Origin of the sequence: Bradyrhizobium sp. CCBAU 53338 (assembly GCF_015291665.1) — a bacterium.
GTDB lineage: Bacteria > Pseudomonadota > Alphaproteobacteria > Rhizobiales > Xanthobacteraceae > Bradyrhizobium.
In genome coordinates, this window is record NZ_CP030048.1 from 7,002,513 (window position 1) to 7,016,567 (window position 14,055).

At 65.8% G+C, this 14,055-nt stretch carries 16 protein-coding genes, 1 tRNA gene and 1 riboswitch; of the genes, 7 read left to right on the forward strand and 10 right to left on the reverse strand.

All coding sequences use genetic code 11. The annotated features are described in order from the left end of the window. Positions 1 to 39: 39 nt before the first annotated feature. The 4 genes from XH90_RS32955 to XH90_RS32970 form a co-directional block, all read right to left on the reverse strand. Positions 40 to 1,098, reverse strand: coding sequence for a LacI family DNA-binding transcriptional regulator (locus XH90_RS32955; protein WP_194478385.1), 1,059 nt, complete (start codon positions 1,096 to 1,098; stop codon positions 40 to 42). 92 nt (positions 1,099 to 1,190) lie between these two features. Beyond that, positions 1,191 to 1,652, reverse strand: coding sequence for a GNAT family N-acetyltransferase (locus XH90_RS32960; protein ID WP_194482889.1), 462 nt, complete (start codon positions 1,650 to 1,652; stop codon positions 1,191 to 1,193). A 2-nt stretch (positions 1,653 to 1,654) separates the two neighbouring features. After that, the gene (locus XH90_RS32965; protein WP_194478386.1) at positions 1,655 to 2,167 is read right to left on the reverse strand and encodes a GNAT family N-acetyltransferase; all 513 of its coding nucleotides are present in this window, start codon (positions 2,165 to 2,167) and stop codon (positions 1,655 to 1,657) included. Further along, the gene (locus XH90_RS32970; protein ID WP_194478387.1) at positions 2,167 to 2,748 is read right to left on the reverse strand and encodes a helix-turn-helix domain-containing protein; all 582 of its coding nucleotides are present in this window, start codon (positions 2,746 to 2,748) and stop codon (positions 2,167 to 2,169) included. The genes XH90_RS32965 and XH90_RS32970 overlap by 1 nt, the downstream gene beginning before the upstream one ends. Positions 2,749 to 2,922: 174 nt before the next feature. Between XH90_RS32970 and XH90_RS32975 the strand changes: the two genes are divergently transcribed. Further along, positions 2,923 to 3,918 carry an alpha/beta fold hydrolase gene (locus tag XH90_RS32975; protein WP_194478388.1) on the forward strand — a complete coding sequence of 332 codons (996 nt, stop codon included), beginning with the start codon at positions 2,923 to 2,925 and terminating at the stop codon, positions 3,916 to 3,918. A gap of 5 nt (positions 3,919 to 3,923) precedes the next feature. Here the strand turns inward: XH90_RS32975 and rpiB are convergent, their stop codons facing one another. Both rpiB and XH90_RS32985 read right to left on the reverse strand, forming a co-directional pair. Further along, positions 3,924 to 4,373: a ribose 5-phosphate isomerase B gene (gene rpiB / locus XH90_RS32980; RefSeq protein WP_194478389.1), complete on the reverse strand. Its 450-nt coding sequence runs from the start codon at positions 4,371 to 4,373 to the stop codon at positions 3,924 to 3,926. Positions 4,374 to 4,390: 17 nt separating this feature from the next. Continuing rightward, positions 4,391 to 4,464: transfer RNA gene (locus XH90_RS32985), tRNA-Gly, on the reverse strand. A 174-nt stretch (positions 4,465 to 4,638) separates the two neighbouring features. On the opposite strand from XH90_RS32985, the gene XH90_RS32990 reads away from it, so the two are divergent. The 5 genes from XH90_RS32990 (at position 4,639) to XH90_RS33010 (ending at position 7,570) form a co-directional block, all read left to right on the forward strand. After that, positions 4,639 to 5,217 (forward strand): methylated-DNA--[protein]-cysteine S-methyltransferase, encoded by a 579-nt coding sequence (locus XH90_RS32990; protein WP_194478390.1) that lies wholly within the window; start codon positions 4,639 to 4,641, stop codon positions 5,215 to 5,217. A gap of 9 nt (positions 5,218 to 5,226) precedes the next feature. Beyond that, positions 5,227 to 6,066: an AraC family transcriptional regulator gene (locus XH90_RS32995; RefSeq protein WP_194478391.1), complete on the forward strand. Its 840-nt coding sequence runs from the start codon at positions 5,227 to 5,229 to the stop codon at positions 6,064 to 6,066. A 55-nt stretch (positions 6,067 to 6,121) separates the two neighbouring features. Next, positions 6,122 to 6,481, forward strand: coding sequence for a VOC family protein (locus tag XH90_RS33000; RefSeq protein WP_194478392.1), 360 nt, complete (start codon positions 6,122 to 6,124; stop codon positions 6,479 to 6,481). Positions 6,482 to 6,619: 138 nt separating this feature from the next. Next, positions 6,620 to 7,015, forward strand: a complete 396-nt coding sequence (locus XH90_RS33005) for an SRPBCC family protein (RefSeq protein WP_194478393.1) — start codon at positions 6,620 to 6,622, stop codon at positions 7,013 to 7,015. A 114-nt stretch (positions 7,016 to 7,129) separates the two neighbouring features. After that, on the forward strand, positions 7,130 to 7,570 hold the full coding sequence (locus XH90_RS33010; protein WP_194478394.1) for a hypothetical protein: 441 nt from the start codon (positions 7,130 to 7,132) through the stop codon (positions 7,568 to 7,570). Here XH90_RS33010 and XH90_RS33015 read toward each other — a convergent pair. The 3 genes from XH90_RS33015 to XH90_RS33025 all read right to left on the reverse strand — a co-directional run bounded on the left by XH90_RS33015 (position 7,567) and on the right by XH90_RS33025 (position 11,576). Continuing rightward, positions 7,567 to 9,012 (reverse strand): MATE family efflux transporter, encoded by a 1,446-nt coding sequence (locus XH90_RS33015; protein WP_194478395.1) that lies wholly within the window; start codon positions 9,010 to 9,012, stop codon positions 7,567 to 7,569. The genes XH90_RS33010 and XH90_RS33015 overlap by 4 nt on opposite strands. Before the next feature lie 166 nt (positions 9,013 to 9,178). Then, positions 9,179 to 10,231, reverse strand: a complete 1,053-nt coding sequence (locus XH90_RS33020) for a hypothetical protein (protein WP_194478396.1) — start codon at positions 10,229 to 10,231, stop codon at positions 9,179 to 9,181. Positions 10,232 to 10,439: 208 nt separating this feature from the next. Further along, positions 10,440 to 11,576: a 2'-deoxycytidine 5'-triphosphate deaminase gene (locus tag XH90_RS33025; RefSeq protein ID WP_371748286.1), complete on the reverse strand. Its 1,137-nt coding sequence runs from the start codon at positions 11,574 to 11,576 to the stop codon at positions 10,440 to 10,442. Positions 11,577 to 11,656: 80 nt separating this feature from the next. Next, positions 11,657 to 11,736: riboswitch (SAM riboswitch) on the forward strand. Between the two features lie 75 nt (positions 11,737 to 11,811). Between XH90_RS33025 and XH90_RS33030 the strand changes: the two genes are divergently transcribed. Next, entirely contained in the window at positions 11,812 to 12,999 is a 1,188-nt protein-coding gene (locus XH90_RS33030; RefSeq protein WP_194478398.1) for an O-succinylhomoserine sulfhydrylase, read from the forward strand. Between the two features lie 47 nt (positions 13,000 to 13,046). On the opposite strand, the gene XH90_RS33035 is transcribed toward XH90_RS33030, so the two are convergent. Further along, the gene (locus XH90_RS33035; RefSeq protein ID WP_194478399.1) at positions 13,047 to 14,048 is read right to left on the reverse strand and encodes an SGNH/GDSL hydrolase family protein; all 1,002 of its coding nucleotides are present in this window, start codon (positions 14,046 to 14,048) and stop codon (positions 13,047 to 13,049) included. Between the last annotated feature and the right edge of the window lie 7 nt (positions 14,049 to 14,055).

The following is a 14,055-nucleotide window of genomic DNA, read 5'->3' on the forward strand; positions in this document are numbered from 1 at the left end:
CCTGCAATCGGTCTCCTAAAAAAGCACCGCGCCTTGCGGCTACGGCAGATTGTCCCGCATCAGGATGTCGATGCGGATATTCTCCTGTTCGCTCAGGATCGGCTCGTTGCGCGCAAGCGACAGCAGCACGCGCACGGCGGCGCGGGCCTCGTGCCCCGGATTCTGCGAGATCGCGGCATCGAGCGTGCCTTGAAGCAGCAGTCTTCGCGTCATCGCCGTGAGATCATGGGCGATGAAGACGATCTGCTTCTCGCGGCCGGCCTCGGTCAGGGCCTTTGCGACGCCCTGCGTGCCGGCGCCGACATTGTAGAGGCCGATGATGTCGGGGTGCTTGCCGAGCAATCGCGATATCAGCTGCTCGGATCGGTCGTCGTCGTCGCGTCCCTCGAGCAGAGGCAGGATGTCGAGGTGCGAAAATTCCGACGCCATCACCTGATTGAAGCCGAAGATACGCTCGGCATGGTCGCGCAGGCCCTGCGAACCCGCGATGATGCCGATCTTGCCGGACTTCTGGCCGACCAGCCGCCCGACCAGCGCGCCGGCGGTGCGGCCGGCAGCGATGTTGTCGATGCCGACATAATGGTGCCGGCGCGACGACGGCACATCCGAGACCAGCGTCACCACCTTGGTGCCGGCATCGACGAGATCGTTGATCGCAGCGCGAACGCCGGGATGATCCAGCGCCACCACGGCAATGCCGTCGTAATTGCCCGACAGCGCCTCGAGCGAGGCCGCGAGCACGGATGGATCGAACACATCCGTATTGATCAGCTCGACGCCGAGACGGCGGGCCGAGAGCCAGGCGGACATCTCGCCGAGATAGGCCTCGATCTGCTGCATGAACGGGTTCGCTCCCGTCGGCATCACGAAGGCGAAGCGGCGGGCTCGGCCGCGGGCGAGTTCGGCGGCCGCCACATGCGGCTGGAAAGCGTTGCGCGCGATGATCTCCTGGACGCGCCGGACCGTGTCCGGCCGCACACCGGGGCGGTTATGCAGGACGCGGTCGACCGTCGCCAAGCTGACACCGGCCTCGCGGGCGATGTCCTTCAGCGTCAACGCGGCGGAGGCGGTCAGACCTTCTGAAGTCTCTTGGGCCATGCCTGAAGGCTAGCAGAGGCGTTTTGAGGTGCGCAACTCATTTTGAGGCGCAAGGCGATCTTTTCGAGCCGCGGTTGCGCCGACGCTCGGCGCTAGGCGCTCAGATCAAGCGTGAGAAAAAGACTGTTGGAATCCTCGACATAGCCCTCGAACGGGGCGCAGGGCACGAAGCCGTGGGCCCGGTAGAGCGCGTGCGCCGGCTTGAAATAATCCCACGAGCCGGTCTCCAGGCTCAGCCGCTTGATGCCGCGCTGGCCCGCCTCGGCGATGATGTGACGGAGCATCAGGCCGCCAAAACCGCGGCGACGCGTGGTCTGGAGCGTATGCATCGACTTCACCTCGCCATGGTCGGGCGAGAGCGTCTTCAGCGCGCCGGTCGCGACCAGCGTTTCGCCGTCCCAGCCGGTCCAGAACGCGACGTCGCTGGCGCGAAGGCCTGCAAGATCGAGCGCGTGCGCGCTGCCCGGAGCGGTCTGGGCCCGCGCCGCCGTGACGTGATGGTCGAGCAGCGCGACGACGCGCGGATCGAAGGTATCTCCGGCGCGGATCTGCATCGTCATGGCCTCACGTCACTTGCGAGCATCTTCTGCATGAAGACGAGATCGAGCCAGCGGCCGAACTTGCAACCGACCTCCGGCATGCGGGCGACTTCGATAAAGCCGAGCGAGGCGTGCAAGCCGATCGAGCCGGCATTGGCGGCCTCGATGCCGGCGATCATGGCGTGCTTGTTCATTGCGCTGGCGCGCTCGATCAGCGCGGCCAGAAGGCTGCGGCCGATGCCGGCGCGATGGTGCCGCTCGTCGACATAGACCGAATTCTCCACGGTGTGGCGATAGCCGGGAAAGGGACGGAAATCGCCGAACGAGGCGAAGCCGACGACGTCCCTGCCCTTCATCGCGACCAGCACGGGATAGCCCGCGCCTTGCCGCGTGCGGATCCATTCGCGCCGCGAGTCGAGATCAGCCGGGCCGTCGGTCCAGACCGCCGTGGTGTTGATGGCGGCGAAATTGTAGATGGCGAGAATGTCCTCGGCATCCTCGAGCGTTGCGTCCCGTACGATCAGCGACATCATATTTTCCCGTAAGAGGTGCCGCGCCTGGTGATGATGACGTAGCGGGCATCCTGTTTGGTTTCGTTCTCGAAGGTCACCGCGCGCATCACGTCGAAGTCGAGACAGTCGCCTTCGCGCAGGCGCACCGTCTTGGCGTCGATATGCACGCAGACCGCGCCCTCCAGCATCAGGAGCTGCTGGGTGAAGGCGTTGCGGCCCCAGGGGCTGTAGGGCACCCGCGCGCCGGCCGGCATGTCGACCACGATGACCTCGATGCCGCTCGCCGCATCGACAGGTGAGGCATGGCGGCGCCGATAGCCGCTGTCGGGGTCGCGCCAGTGCGGCTGGTCGGCGAGCCGCGTCAGCCGCTCCGGCGGCTTCTCCGAGAGCGCAACGACGTCGCTCAGCGAGACGTCGAGCGCCGCGCAGAGCTTGTTGAGCAGGGCCGCCGTCGCACTGCTCTGCGCCCGCTCCACCCGCCCGATCATGGCCCGGCTGACACCGGAGCGGCTGGCGAGTTCGTTCAAGGTCATGCCGGCCTGCGTCCTCAGAATCTTCAAGCGGCGACCGATCGCCCTGTCGAGTTTTTGCTGGTCCATGGCCTTCCGATCCGAACATCGCCCCGCGCATGGACCGCATCCGCCGGACGGAAAGAGATTAAGCCGAAGGCGCGGCGCGTGCCGGGAGCGAGGGGCTAATATATTGGAATCTTTGCGCGCGTGACAGCACCGTCTAGGATGCACCAAACGACAACGCAGCGGGGAGGCGATGACATGAGCGGACCGACGCAGCGGACCATCAAGGCCAACGGCATCAGTCTCAATGTCGCCGAACAGGGCGAGGGCCCGCTGGTGCTGCTCTGTCATGGCTTTCCGGAGAGCTGGTACTCGTGGCGTCACCAGCTCGAGGCGCTGGCCGCGGCCGGCTACCACGCCGTCGCGCCCGACATGCGCGGCTACGGCAAGAGCGACAAGCCCGAGGCGATCGACCAGTACACGATCTTCCACTTGATCGGTGATCTCGTCGGCGTGCTCGACGCGTTCAAGGCAAGGAGCGCCATCATCGTTGGCCATGATTGGGGTGCGGGGATCGCCTGGCACGCAGCGCGGCTGCGCCCCGACCGCTTTCACGCTGCTGCGATACTCAGCGTGCCCTATCGCCCGCGAAGCGAGATGCGGCCGACCAGCGTCATGCCGCAGACGACGGATGCACAGTTCTATCAGCTGTACTTCCAGGAGCCGGGTGCAGCCGAAGCCGAGTTCGAGCGCGATCCGCGCAAGACGCTCGCCGCGATGCTGTTCGGCGGCTCCGGCGAGGGCGTCACCGCCATTCGCGCCATGGCGGCTGCGAGCGGACAGCCGTCGAAAGGCGTCGGCATGGTCTCGCGCAAGGACGGCATGTTGCCGAAGGTGCCGGTGCCGCTGCCGTCATGGCTGAGCGCCGCCGACCTCGATTATTACGCCGGCGAATTCGCCCGCAGCGGCTTCCGCGGGCCGCTGAACTATTATCGCAACATCGATCGCAACTGGGAGCTGATGGGGGCGTTCGAGGGCGTGAAGGTGGTCGTGCCCACGCTGTTCATGGCCGGCGACCACGACATGGTCATCGCCTTCCCCGGCGCTGCCGATCACCTCGCCAACATGAAGCAATGGGTCCCGCAGCTGCGCGAGATCAAGATGCTGCCGGGCTGCGGGCACTGGACGCAGCAGGAGCGGCCGAACGAGGTGAGCGCGGCGCTCATCGATTTCTTGCGAAGCTTGCCGGGCTGAGTAGCCTAGCAGGCCCCCAGCTTGTCGATACGCTTTTGATGCCGGCCGCCTTCAAACGCCGTGCTCAGGAACGCCTCGACGCATTCTTTTGCGACCACGTCACCCGTCGTGCGACCGCCCAGCGCCAGAACATTGGCGTCATTGTGCTGGCGGCACAGCCGCGCGCCCGTGACATCGTGCACCAGCGCGCAACGGATGTGCGCATGGCGGTTGGCCGCGATGGAAATGCCGATGCCCGATCCGCAGACCAGAATGCCGCGCCCGGCCTTGCCGTCTCTGATCGCATCCGCCAGCTTGTGGGCGAAATCGGGATAGTCGACCGACTCGGGACCGCTTGTGCCGAGGTCCAGCCACTTCACATCGGGCAAAGCAACCTTCAGGGCTTCCTTGAGGGCAAAGCCCCCGTGATCACAGGCAATCGCGACCACGCGCGCGCTCTCGTCCTTGTCGGCCATTCGCTGTCCCAGGGGGTTGGAGCGGGCGAAGGGAATCGAACCCTCGTATGCAGCTTGGGAAGCTGCCGTTCTACCATTGAACTACGCCCGCCGATGCGCGTCTTCCGCACCCATCCTGATTAGCCGAGACGGTGTCCGGCGCCAAGCGGTTTGGCGCGCCAGGCTGGACGGTTGTCAACGTCCCGGCAAGATTCCAGGTGCGCCCAATTGTGGCGGTGTTATGATCCGACGTCTGGGGAAAACCTGCACTGAGTGGGGCGTGTGCATGGTGGGGCGTGCTTACGCGATTTTCGACACGGCAATAGGCCGTTGCGGCATCGTCTGGAGCAATTCCGGCGTGGTCGCCGTGCAATTGCCCGAGGCGCGGGAGATCGACACCCGCCGCAGGATTTTCCAGGTCCATCCCGAGGCGCGCGAGCAGGCGGTGCCTGTTAACACCGAGCTCGCGATCGAGGGCATCGTGTCCTTGCTGCAGGGCAGCGAGCCGGATTTTTCCGATGTCGGTCTCGACGCCGGCGACGTGCCGGCCTTCAATCGGCGGGTCTACGAATATGCCTGCACCATCCCGCGCGGGGAGACGCGGACCTATCACGAGATCGCCAAGGCTTTGGGCGCATCGGGGGCGGCGCATTCGGTGGCGCAGGCGATCTCCCGGAATCCCTACATGATCATCGTGCCTTGCCACCGGGTGCTGGAAGCGGGCGGTTATGCCGACCGAATCTCGCCCTATGGCGGGGTGATCTCCAAGCGGCGGCTGCTGGCGCTCGAAGGCGCTCACCCGATCGCCAGCAAGACGCTGTTCGAGGTGCTGCTGCCCGTTGCCCCGCCGCGGTCGCCCTCCTAAATATCCAGGATGGATGCCACCACGCTGCTGACGTTACAGACGATGACCGTCTCCGAGTTTCGCTGCGACGCGGGACCGGGCGACACGCCATTTGCCGAGTGCCGTACCGGTTATTCCATCGCCTATGTGCGCTCGGGCAGCTTCGGCTGTCATTGCCGCGCCGGCTTCTTCGAGCTGGTGGCGGGCTCGCTGCTGGTCGGCGCGCCCGGCGACGAATACACCTGTACGCACGATCATGTCTGTGGCGACGTCTGCCTGTCGTTCTTCCTGAGCGAGGACCTGGTCGATGCCCTCGGCGGGCGGCGCGAGACCTGGCAGGTCGGCGCGACACCGCCACTGCCCGAACTGATGGTGCTGGGCGAACTCGCCCAGACGGCGGCAGATGGCAACAGCGACCTCGGCCTCGACGAGGTCGGCCAGATTTTTGCGAGCCGCTTTGTCGATGTCGCTTCGGGCGAGCCCCGCAAGAAGGTGGCGCCGACGGCGCGCGACCGTCGCCGCGCCGTCGAGGCAGCGCTTTGGATCGACGACAATTCGCATGACGAGATCGATCTCGAACAGGCTGCGCGTCTGGCGGACTTAAGCCCGTTCCATTTCCTGCGGCTGTTCTCCAGCGTGCTCGGCGTCACCCCGCATCAATATCTGGTGCGCTCGCGGCTGCGGCACGCGGCGCGCCTGCTCACGGACGACGACATCGCGGTCACCGACATCGCCTATGACGTCGGCTTCGGCGACCTCTCCAACTTCGTCCGCACCTTCCACCGCGCCGCCGGCATGTCGCCGACAAAATTCCGGCGGGCAGCGCGTGGTGAGCGCAAGATTCTCCAAGAGCGGTTCACCCTCGACTGACTAGGGTCGTCTCCGGCGCGCGCCACGAGCGGCGCGCTTTGCAATGGAGACGACCATGTATGACCATATCGGACTGCGCGTAGCCGACCTCGACGCTGCCACGCGCTTCTACACCGCGGTGCTGGCACCGCTCGGCTACGTGCTGTGCTCGAGCGGCGACGGCTATGCCGGCTTCGGACCGAAGGGCGAGCCGGCGCTGTGGCTGCATCTGAACAAGGGCCGCAAGGCCGATGGCGCACATATCGCGTTTCGCGCCAAGGACCATGGTTCGGTGAAGGCCTTTCACCGCGAGGGCCTGAAAAGCGGCGGCCACGACAATGGCGGCGCCGGACCGCGCAAGGATTACAGCCCGACCTATTACGCGGCGTTCTTGATCGATCCTGACGGCAACAATGTCGAGGCGGTTTGTACGTAAGCGTTAGCGGCGCACGCGATGCCGTAGGGTGGGCAAAGCGGAAGCGTGCCCACCATCCGTCGCGATCATCGACAGATCGTGGGCACGGCGCTTTGCGCCTTTGCCCACCCTACGAATTCTGTTTCATGAGGAAGCAACATGGCCTCCATCCACAACGACGTCTCCCTCCTCGCCCAGGCCCGCGAGGTCTGGGATGCGGTGCGCGATTTCGGCGCGCTGCATCAGCGGCTGGTGCCGGGCTTCGTCACGGCGTGCTCGCTCGACGGCGATGCGCGCATCGTCACCTTTGCCAACGGCTCGGTCGCGCGCGAGGTGCTGGTCGATTGCGACGACGGGCGGCAGCGGCTGGTTTACGCGATCAACAACGAACGGCTGAAACACTACAGCGCCTCAGTGCAGGTGATCGCCGACGGCGAGGCGACGTGCCGCCTGGCCTGGATCATCGACATGCTGCCGAACGAGCTTGCACCTTACGTGCAGGAGCAGACCAAGGCGGCGGTGATCGCCATGCACAAGGCATTTCCACCCTCCTAGACGCGCCTGCGTGATCTCTCTCACAGAGCCCACCCCTCGTCGGCCGTAACCATGACCGCGTGCGTCCTGACGGCTTCGCTCTCCCGGCGGCGCCACGCACGCGAGGAGCATGCCATGAGACGTGCAGACAAGGTGATCTGCCAGGCCGCTGCCGTGCTGCTGCTGTTTTCGATTTCGAGCGCGCCGGCCAAGGCGCAATTCGCGGGCCTCGGCGGAGGTGTCGGCGGCGAGGACATGATGACCCAGATGGCGCCGATGCTGGAGATGATGAAGGCGAAGATCGGCAAGCGCCGCTTCGCCATGCTGATGCAGACCATGGGCCCGATGATGAGCCGCATGATGGAAAATGGCGGCGGCGCTATGGGAGGCTTAGGTGGCCTCGGCGCTCCCAATTACGGCGCCGGTTACGCGCCCATGAACGGCGGCATGGGCGGCGGCGATATCATGGGCATGCTCGGCGGGGCCGGCGGCGGCGACATCATGGCGATGATCCCGCAGATAATGCGGCTCGCCAACGTCGGCGGTGGCGGCCATCGCCGCCATCGGCATCGCTAGTCTGCGACGACCGAGAGCGCCGGGCGAACCGCCGGCTTCGTCTCGCGCGGCCCCCAGCGCGTCAGCACCACGCTGGAACATGAGAGCAGGCCGAGCACGACCATCGAGCTCGCGGCGAGCCAGAAGAAGCTTTGCGCGGTGGCATCGTGCGTCGACAGCCACCAGCCGCAGGCGGCGATGTAGAAGAGGCGCGCGGTCTGCGCCAGCACCGGGCCGATCACCTTGGCTGCACCTTGCGACGAAAAGTACATCGTCGAGGCGAGGCCGATGAAGGCGTAGAACGGCGCGACCGTCGACAGATATTGATGGCTGGTCGCGCGCACCGTGGCGCTGTCCGTGAAAATGTTGACCCAGAGATCGGGGAACAGCGCGACGAGGCAGGCCGGCGCGCCGACCGCGACGAAGGCGCTCGCACCGGCGGTCCAGGCGATGCGCCGCGCGCGGGCGATGCGGCCGGCACCGACCGCCATGCCGATCATCGGCACCGAAGCGATGCCGAACGAGAACGCGATCGAGGTGAGCAGGAATTCAAGCCGCGCGCCGATGCCGTAGCCGGCAAGGATCGCGGTGCCGAATTTTGCCAGCATGTGGGTGAAGATCGAGATCGTCAGCACCGATTGCAGCGGCGAGAAGCAGGCGATGGCGCCGACCTTCAGGATGTCGAAGAACATCGCCCATTGGATGCGCAGCCCGCGCAGTTTTGGAACGACGCGCGCGCGGCCCGAAAACAGATACCAGCCCATCACGCAGATGTTCATGGAGTAGGCGATCAATGCGCCGGCCGCGACGCCGCGCATGCCAAGCTGCGGGAAGGGTCCGAGCCCGAGGCCAAGCGTGCCGCCGAGCAGAATCTGCCAGACCGCTGAGTTGAGAATCAACAGCGACGGCAGCTTCATGTTGCCGGTGCCGCGCAGCACGCCGGCCATGGTGTTGAGCGTCCAGGGCAGCACCGCGCCGCCGAAGAACACCTGGGTGTAGGCAATCGCATGCGCCAGCACGTTGCCGCGGCCGCCCAGCATCTCGAGCACCTGGGGCCCGAAGATCAGCATACCCAGCATGAAGACGAGACCGAAGGTGAGACCGATCAGAAGCGCATGCGCGGCGAGCGAGCCGGCGCGCTCGCGATCGCCGGCGCCGAGCGCACGCGCGATCGCGGAGGCCACGGCGCCACCCATCGCGCCGCCCGACATGGTCATGGTCAGGATTACTGTCGGAAACACCAGCGCCATCGCGGCCAGCGCTTCGACGCCGAGACGGCCGATATAGGAGGTCTCCGCGATCACCACGCAGGTGCCGGCGGACAGCGCGACAACGTTCGGCCAGGCGAGGGAGAGCAGCGTGCGCAGGATCGGCCCGTCGGTCAGCGCGCTCCGTGCGGGGCGCCGTGGCGGCGGCAGCGGACGTTCCTGCTCATCGACCGGGATCTCGGCGAGATCAGTCATTTCCTCTCCCGGGCACAAGCGCCGTTTGCGGCGCGGCAATGCATAGGTGTGACAATCGATTTCCTCGCGCGAAAGGCGCGGCAGGCACTTGTTAGCACGGCGGCTGCCGATTCCTCCTGCGTCGGGTGCAGGCGTGCCCTGCGGCAGCGCATTTCAAGCGGTGGAATTACCCGACTGTCCAGACCATCGGCAGACGGCCGCTTGCTGCCGGGCGCAAGTGGACGCCGATATGCCGGCCGCATCCCGCAGCAAGCCCTTCGAACAGTCCCTCCAGCACCTTGGCGCAGGCGCGATGATAGTCGGCGACATCGTCCATCAGCTTCCAGCTCTGCTGACGGATTTCGAAGCTGCCTTCGGATTGCGTGGTCTCGGCCATATCGTCCTGCGCTGCGAACAGCGCGCTGAGGAAGGATGCGAACTCGCCCGCGCCACCCCGGCGCATGGCCAGGGGCTCCGCGATCTCGTCGAAGAATTGCATGCCGATCAGCTTGCCGGTGATGTGCAGGAGATGGCCGGCGTCTTCAGGTCCGAACAGTTGCACCATCACCGGCGCGGCCGTGCGCACATATTCCATGGCGTAGTTGCGGTAGGCCTTTTCGAGGCGCGGCTTGGGCCAGCTCGCGACAGGCAGCGCCGGCGCGGTCTTCGCATCGAACAGCGGCGCTTCGAGATGCCGTGCGAACACCAGGCGCTGGTCGAGTTCGAGCGGATGGTCGTATTGATGATAGTAGCCTTCGAGGCCGTCCTGACCGTCGACACTCTGCTTGGTGCAGACGAAGCCCAGCCGGGTATCGCCGAGCGCGACGCCGTTGTTGGCGTGCCAGCCGCGCAGCATGGCGCGCGAGACCTCGCCGGGCACGCCACAGATCGCCGGCCCCTTCCAGATCCAGCGCGGCGGCGGATAGCGGATCCACGCCTTGGTGTCGCTCTCGTACATGTATTCGACGTGCACGCCGCCGATCCAGTTGGAGAGATAGTGATATTGCGCAGCCGCCACGGCCGGCGGCAGATGATCGATCCCGAGCTTCACGAGTCCGGGAAGGAATCGCTCCTGCTGCTGGCGGCGAAACACGCGAAAGACGAATTCGGCCGCATCCGCCGTGCCGCGCCGCGTGACCACGGTGAGGATGAGGCCGGTGAAGTAGGCGTGATAGAGGTCGGCGACCGCGCGCCAGCGTTTCCATTGCGCTGCTTGCGCGGCGTCTGCTGCGACGGTCATGTTCGCTCCCGGCTTGTTGTTTTGCCGGAGTGTGTCATCGCGGATAGAGCGAGGCAACCGGCCACAATCTCGCTGTCATCGCCCGGCGAAGACCGCGCGATCCAGTATTCCAGAGACGTCAGTGATTGAAACGAGAGGCCGCGGCTTACTGGATTCCCCGCTTTCGCGACGCGAAGGCAGGGAATGACGGCGGAGGACGGGGATACGGCTACACCCGAAAGTGCTTGCTCAGCTTCAACCCCTGCGCCTGGTAGTTGGAGCCGATGCGCTGGCCGTACATGGCGTCGGGGCGGGCCAGCATCTTCTCGTAGACGAGGCGGCCGACGATCTGGCCGTGCTCGAGGATGAACGGCACTTCGCGCGAGCGCACTTCCAGCACGGCGCGCGCGCCTTGGCCGCCGGCGCCGGCATAGCCGAAGCCGGGATCGAAGAAGCCGGCATAGTGCACGCGGAATTCGCCGACCAGCGGATCGAACGGCACCATCTCCGCGGCGTAGTCAGGCGGAACCTGCACGGCTTCCTTGGAAGCGAGGATGTAGAACTCGCCCGGATCGAGGATCAAGCTGCCGTCGGGACGCGCCGCGATCGGCTCCCAGAAATCGTCCACCGCGTAGCCGGAGCGACGATCGACATCGACCACGCCGGTGTGGCGCTTGGCGCGATAGCCGACGAAGCCGCTGCCTTTCTCGCCGGAGAGATCGACGGAGACGGCGACGCCGCCGGCGAGATCGGCATCGTCGATGTCGACGAGACGCTCGGTGGCATGCAAGCTTTCGAGCGCGTCGGCATTGAGGATCGCATCACCGGTGCGGAAGCGTACCTGCGACAGGCGCGAGCCCTCGCGCACCAGGACCGGAAACGTCTTCGGGCTGATCTCGGCATAGAGCGGACCGTGATAGCCGGCGCCGATCATGTCGAAGCGGCGGGTGCCGTCGGCGATGACGCGGGTGAAGACGTCGAGCCGGCCGGTCGAGCTTTTCGGATTCGCGGCGGCGACGATCTCCGGCGGAAGCGCAAGGCTCTCCAGCAGCGGCACGATGTAGACGCAGTTGGTCTCGAGCACTGCGCCGTCGGCAAGGCTGAACTCGTGCAGCTTCAACTGGTCGATGCGCTCGGCCACGGTGGCGCCGGGACCGGGCAGGAAGCTCGCGCGCACGCGATAGGCGATGTCGCCGAGGCGCAGGTCGAGGCTCGCCGGCTGGATCTGGCTTTCGACGAAATCATAAGCGGGCAGGATGAGGCCCTCTTCCGCCATCGCCGCGATCATGCGGTCGGGCAGGATACCATTGGCGTCGGCGGCAACCGTGAACGTCAACAGGAGGTCCTCATCAGGGGTCGAGTACATCCGGACTTGCGGGAAATACTAGCCTTTTACGGCTATCCGATGGACGCCTTGACGAAAAGGGCATTGCGGAATATGAGCATCACTTATCCCGTGGTGATTTGAGCCGGCCGGCTTGCAGCCACGTTAAATAAGTCGCTAAACAGGCCGGGGACCTCTGTGATCCCGGCCCGTGGAAGTTGTCCAGGCCGGTTTTTTTGTGACCGTTTTCGACGAAGCGGTCATCTCGGAGGGTCCTATGTCGAAGTCGCCTGCCAATTACCGTCCCGAAACCCGCCTGGTCCATTCCGGCACCCTGCGCTCGCAATATGGCGAGACGTCGGAGGCGCTGTTCCTGACCCAGGGCTATGTCTACAACAGCGCCGAGGAGTGCGAGGCGCGGTTCAAGGGCGAGGACCCCGGCTTCATCTATTCGCGCTATTCGAACCCGACGATCGCGATGTTCGAACGTCGCATGATCGAGCTCGAAGGCGCCGAGGCCGCACGTTCGGCCGCGACGGGCATGGCCGCAGTGACGACCGCGATCCTCGCACCGCTGAAGGCCGGCGATCACGTCGTCGCCTCCCGCGCGCTGTTCGGCTCGTGTCTCTACGTCATTCAGGACCTGCTGCCGCGCTACGGCATCGAGGCCACGCTGGTCGACGGCGCCAATCTCGATGAATGGCAACGCGCGGTGAAGCAGAACACCAAGACCTTCTTCCTGGAGAGCCCGACCAATCCGACGCTCGACGTGCTCGACATTCCCTCGATTGCCGAGATCGCGCACAAGGGCGGCGCGCGGCTCGTCGTCGACAACGTGTTTGCAACGCCGATCTGGCAGAGCCCGCTCGCGTTAGGGGCCGACGTCGTCGTCTACTCCGCGACCAAGCACATCGACGGCCAGGGTCGTTGTCTGGGCGGCATCATCCTGTCGTCGGAAGCCTTCGTCGCCGAGCACATCCACAATTTCATGCGCCAGACCGGCCCGTCGATCTCGCCGTTCAACGCCTGGGTCCTGCTCAAGGGCCTGGAGACGCTGGGCGTGCGCGTGCGCGCGCAGACCGACACCGCGGCGCGCATCGCCGACGTGCTGGCGAGCCACCCCAAGATTGCGCGGCTGGTTTATCCCGGGCGCGAGGATCATCCGCAGGCGGCTCTGGTGAAAAAGCAGATGCGCGGCGGCTCGACGCTGGTCGGCTTCGAGGTGAAGGGCGGCAAGGCGGCGGCGTTCCGCGTGCTCAACGAGCTGAAGCTCGCGAAGATCTCGAACAATCTCGGCGACGCCAAGAGCCTCGTTACGCATCCGGCGACGACGACGCATCAGCGGCTGAAGCCCGAGGATCGTGCAGCCCTCGGCATCAGCGAGGGCTTTATCCGCTTCTCGGCCGGGCTCGAGCATGCGGATGATCTGATCGAGGACCTGACCGCCGCGCTGGAGAAGGCGTGAGGTTATTGTCGTCCCGGCGAAGGCCGGGACGACAATGGGGAGACGGCTCACATCGGCCGGTACGTCCGCACGTCGGCCGGCACGTTCACGCCGAGCTTGATCTGGCCGACCGAGCGAATGATGTCGTCGCCGAGCAGTTGGGCGAAGCAGGCGTAACCCCAATCGTTCATGTGGAGGCCGTCGGCGATGACGAAGCTCTCGACCGGAAGCGCCTGCTTCTCGTGCCAGTCGCGCATCACCTCGAAACGCGGGAAGATGCCGACGTGACGGAGCTCGGCGACCTTGCCGAGCAGCCTCACCATCCGGCTTGCGCTTTCAGGGCGCTCGGTGACGCGCGGTGAATATTGCGGGTCGACCAGCACGATGTCGGCATCGCCGGCGGCCTGGATGCGGGTGACGCCGTCCTCGACCATTCTGGCGGTATCGCCCGGATCGAGATTGCGCAGCACGGCATTGGTGCCGACCTGCCAGATCACGAGATCCGGATTCACGTCGATCACCTCCTTCTGGAGGCGCTTCATCATCTCGGGCGCATCTTCGCCGCCGACGCCGGCATTGATGACGCTGATGTCGGCGGTCGGATACTGCCGGCGCAGCTGCGCGGCGAGACGGTTCGGATAGTTGAAGTCGGGCGAGCTCGCACCATAGCCCGCGGTCGACGACGAACCGAACGCGACGATGACGACGGGCTTGCCGGCGATGAGCTTGCTCGCGACATGCGGCAGCGAGCCCGTCGTCTTCGAACTGCCCTTCGGCGACAGACACGGCACACGGCTGAAAATGTCGCCGGCCGATTTCGCGACCTGCTTGACCTTGTCGATGGCGCGCGAGGTGAGACCGCGCTGCTCGGCGGGCGGCTGGCTGGTCGCAGCGACCGTGGTCTGGGAGGGCGATGCGGGTGCTGGATCAGCGGCCTGCTGCGGAGCGGGTGTCGCCTGCGCTGCTTGCGCGAGGGCGGGTGCCCGCAGCACAGGCGTCAGCATCAGCAGCGCCGCCGCGGCGGGCGCGACCAGCCATGTCGACAGGCCAAAAGGGCGGAGAGAACTCATTAACGCT

What these genes read in the sequence shown, in the direction of transcription:
- XH90_RS32955 (WP_194478385.1), bottom strand. Translation starts at nt 1,098, where the DNA reads ATGGCCCAAGAGACTTCAGAAGGTCTGACCGCCTCCGCCGCGTTGACG.
- XH90_RS33025 (WP_371748286.1), bottom strand. Translation starts at nt 11,576, where the DNA reads ATGTACTCGACCCCTGATGAGGACCTCCTGTTGACGTTCACGGTTGCC.
- XH90_RS33015 (WP_194478395.1), bottom strand. Translation starts at nt 9,012, where the DNA reads ATGACTGATCTCGCCGAGATCCCGGTCGATGAGCAGGAACGTCCGCTG.
- XH90_RS32995 (WP_194478391.1), top strand. Translation starts at nt 5,227, where the DNA reads ATGGATGCCACCACGCTGCTGACGTTACAGACGATGACCGTCTCCGAG.
- XH90_RS32965 (WP_194478386.1), bottom strand. Translation starts at nt 2,167, where the DNA reads ATGTCGCTGATCGTACGGGACGCAACGCTCGAGGATGCCGAGGACATT.
- XH90_RS32975 (WP_194478388.1), top strand. Translation starts at nt 2,923, where the DNA reads ATGAGCGGACCGACGCAGCGGACCATCAAGGCCAACGGCATCAGTCTC.
- rpiB (WP_194478389.1), bottom strand. Translation starts at nt 4,373, where the DNA reads ATGGCCGACAAGGACGAGAGCGCGCGCGTGGTCGCGATTGCCTGTGAT.
- XH90_RS32990 (WP_194478390.1), top strand. Translation starts at nt 4,639, where the DNA reads ATGGTGGGGCGTGCTTACGCGATTTTCGACACGGCAATAGGCCGTTGC.
- XH90_RS33020 (WP_194478396.1), bottom strand. Translation starts at nt 10,231, where the DNA reads ATGACCGTCGCAGCAGACGCCGCGCAAGCAGCGCAATGGAAACGCTGG.
- XH90_RS32960 (WP_194482889.1), bottom strand. Translation starts at nt 1,652, where the DNA reads ATGCAGATCCGCGCCGGAGATACCTTCGATCCGCGCGTCGTCGCGCTG.
- XH90_RS33010 (WP_194478394.1), top strand. Translation starts at nt 7,130, where the DNA reads ATGAGACGTGCAGACAAGGTGATCTGCCAGGCCGCTGCCGTGCTGCTG.
- XH90_RS33030 (WP_194478398.1), top strand. Translation starts at nt 11,812, where the DNA reads ATGTCGAAGTCGCCTGCCAATTACCGTCCCGAAACCCGCCTGGTCCAT.
- XH90_RS33000 (WP_194478392.1), top strand. Translation starts at nt 6,122, where the DNA reads ATGTATGACCATATCGGACTGCGCGTAGCCGACCTCGACGCTGCCACG.
- XH90_RS33005 (WP_194478393.1), top strand. Translation starts at nt 6,620, where the DNA reads ATGGCCTCCATCCACAACGACGTCTCCCTCCTCGCCCAGGCCCGCGAG.
- XH90_RS32970 (WP_194478387.1), bottom strand. Translation starts at nt 2,748, where the DNA reads ATGGACCAGCAAAAACTCGACAGGGCGATCGGTCGCCGCTTGAAGATT.
- XH90_RS33035 (WP_194478399.1), bottom strand. Translation starts at nt 14,048, where the DNA reads ATGAGTTCTCTCCGCCCTTTTGGCCTGTCGACATGGCTGGTCGCGCCC.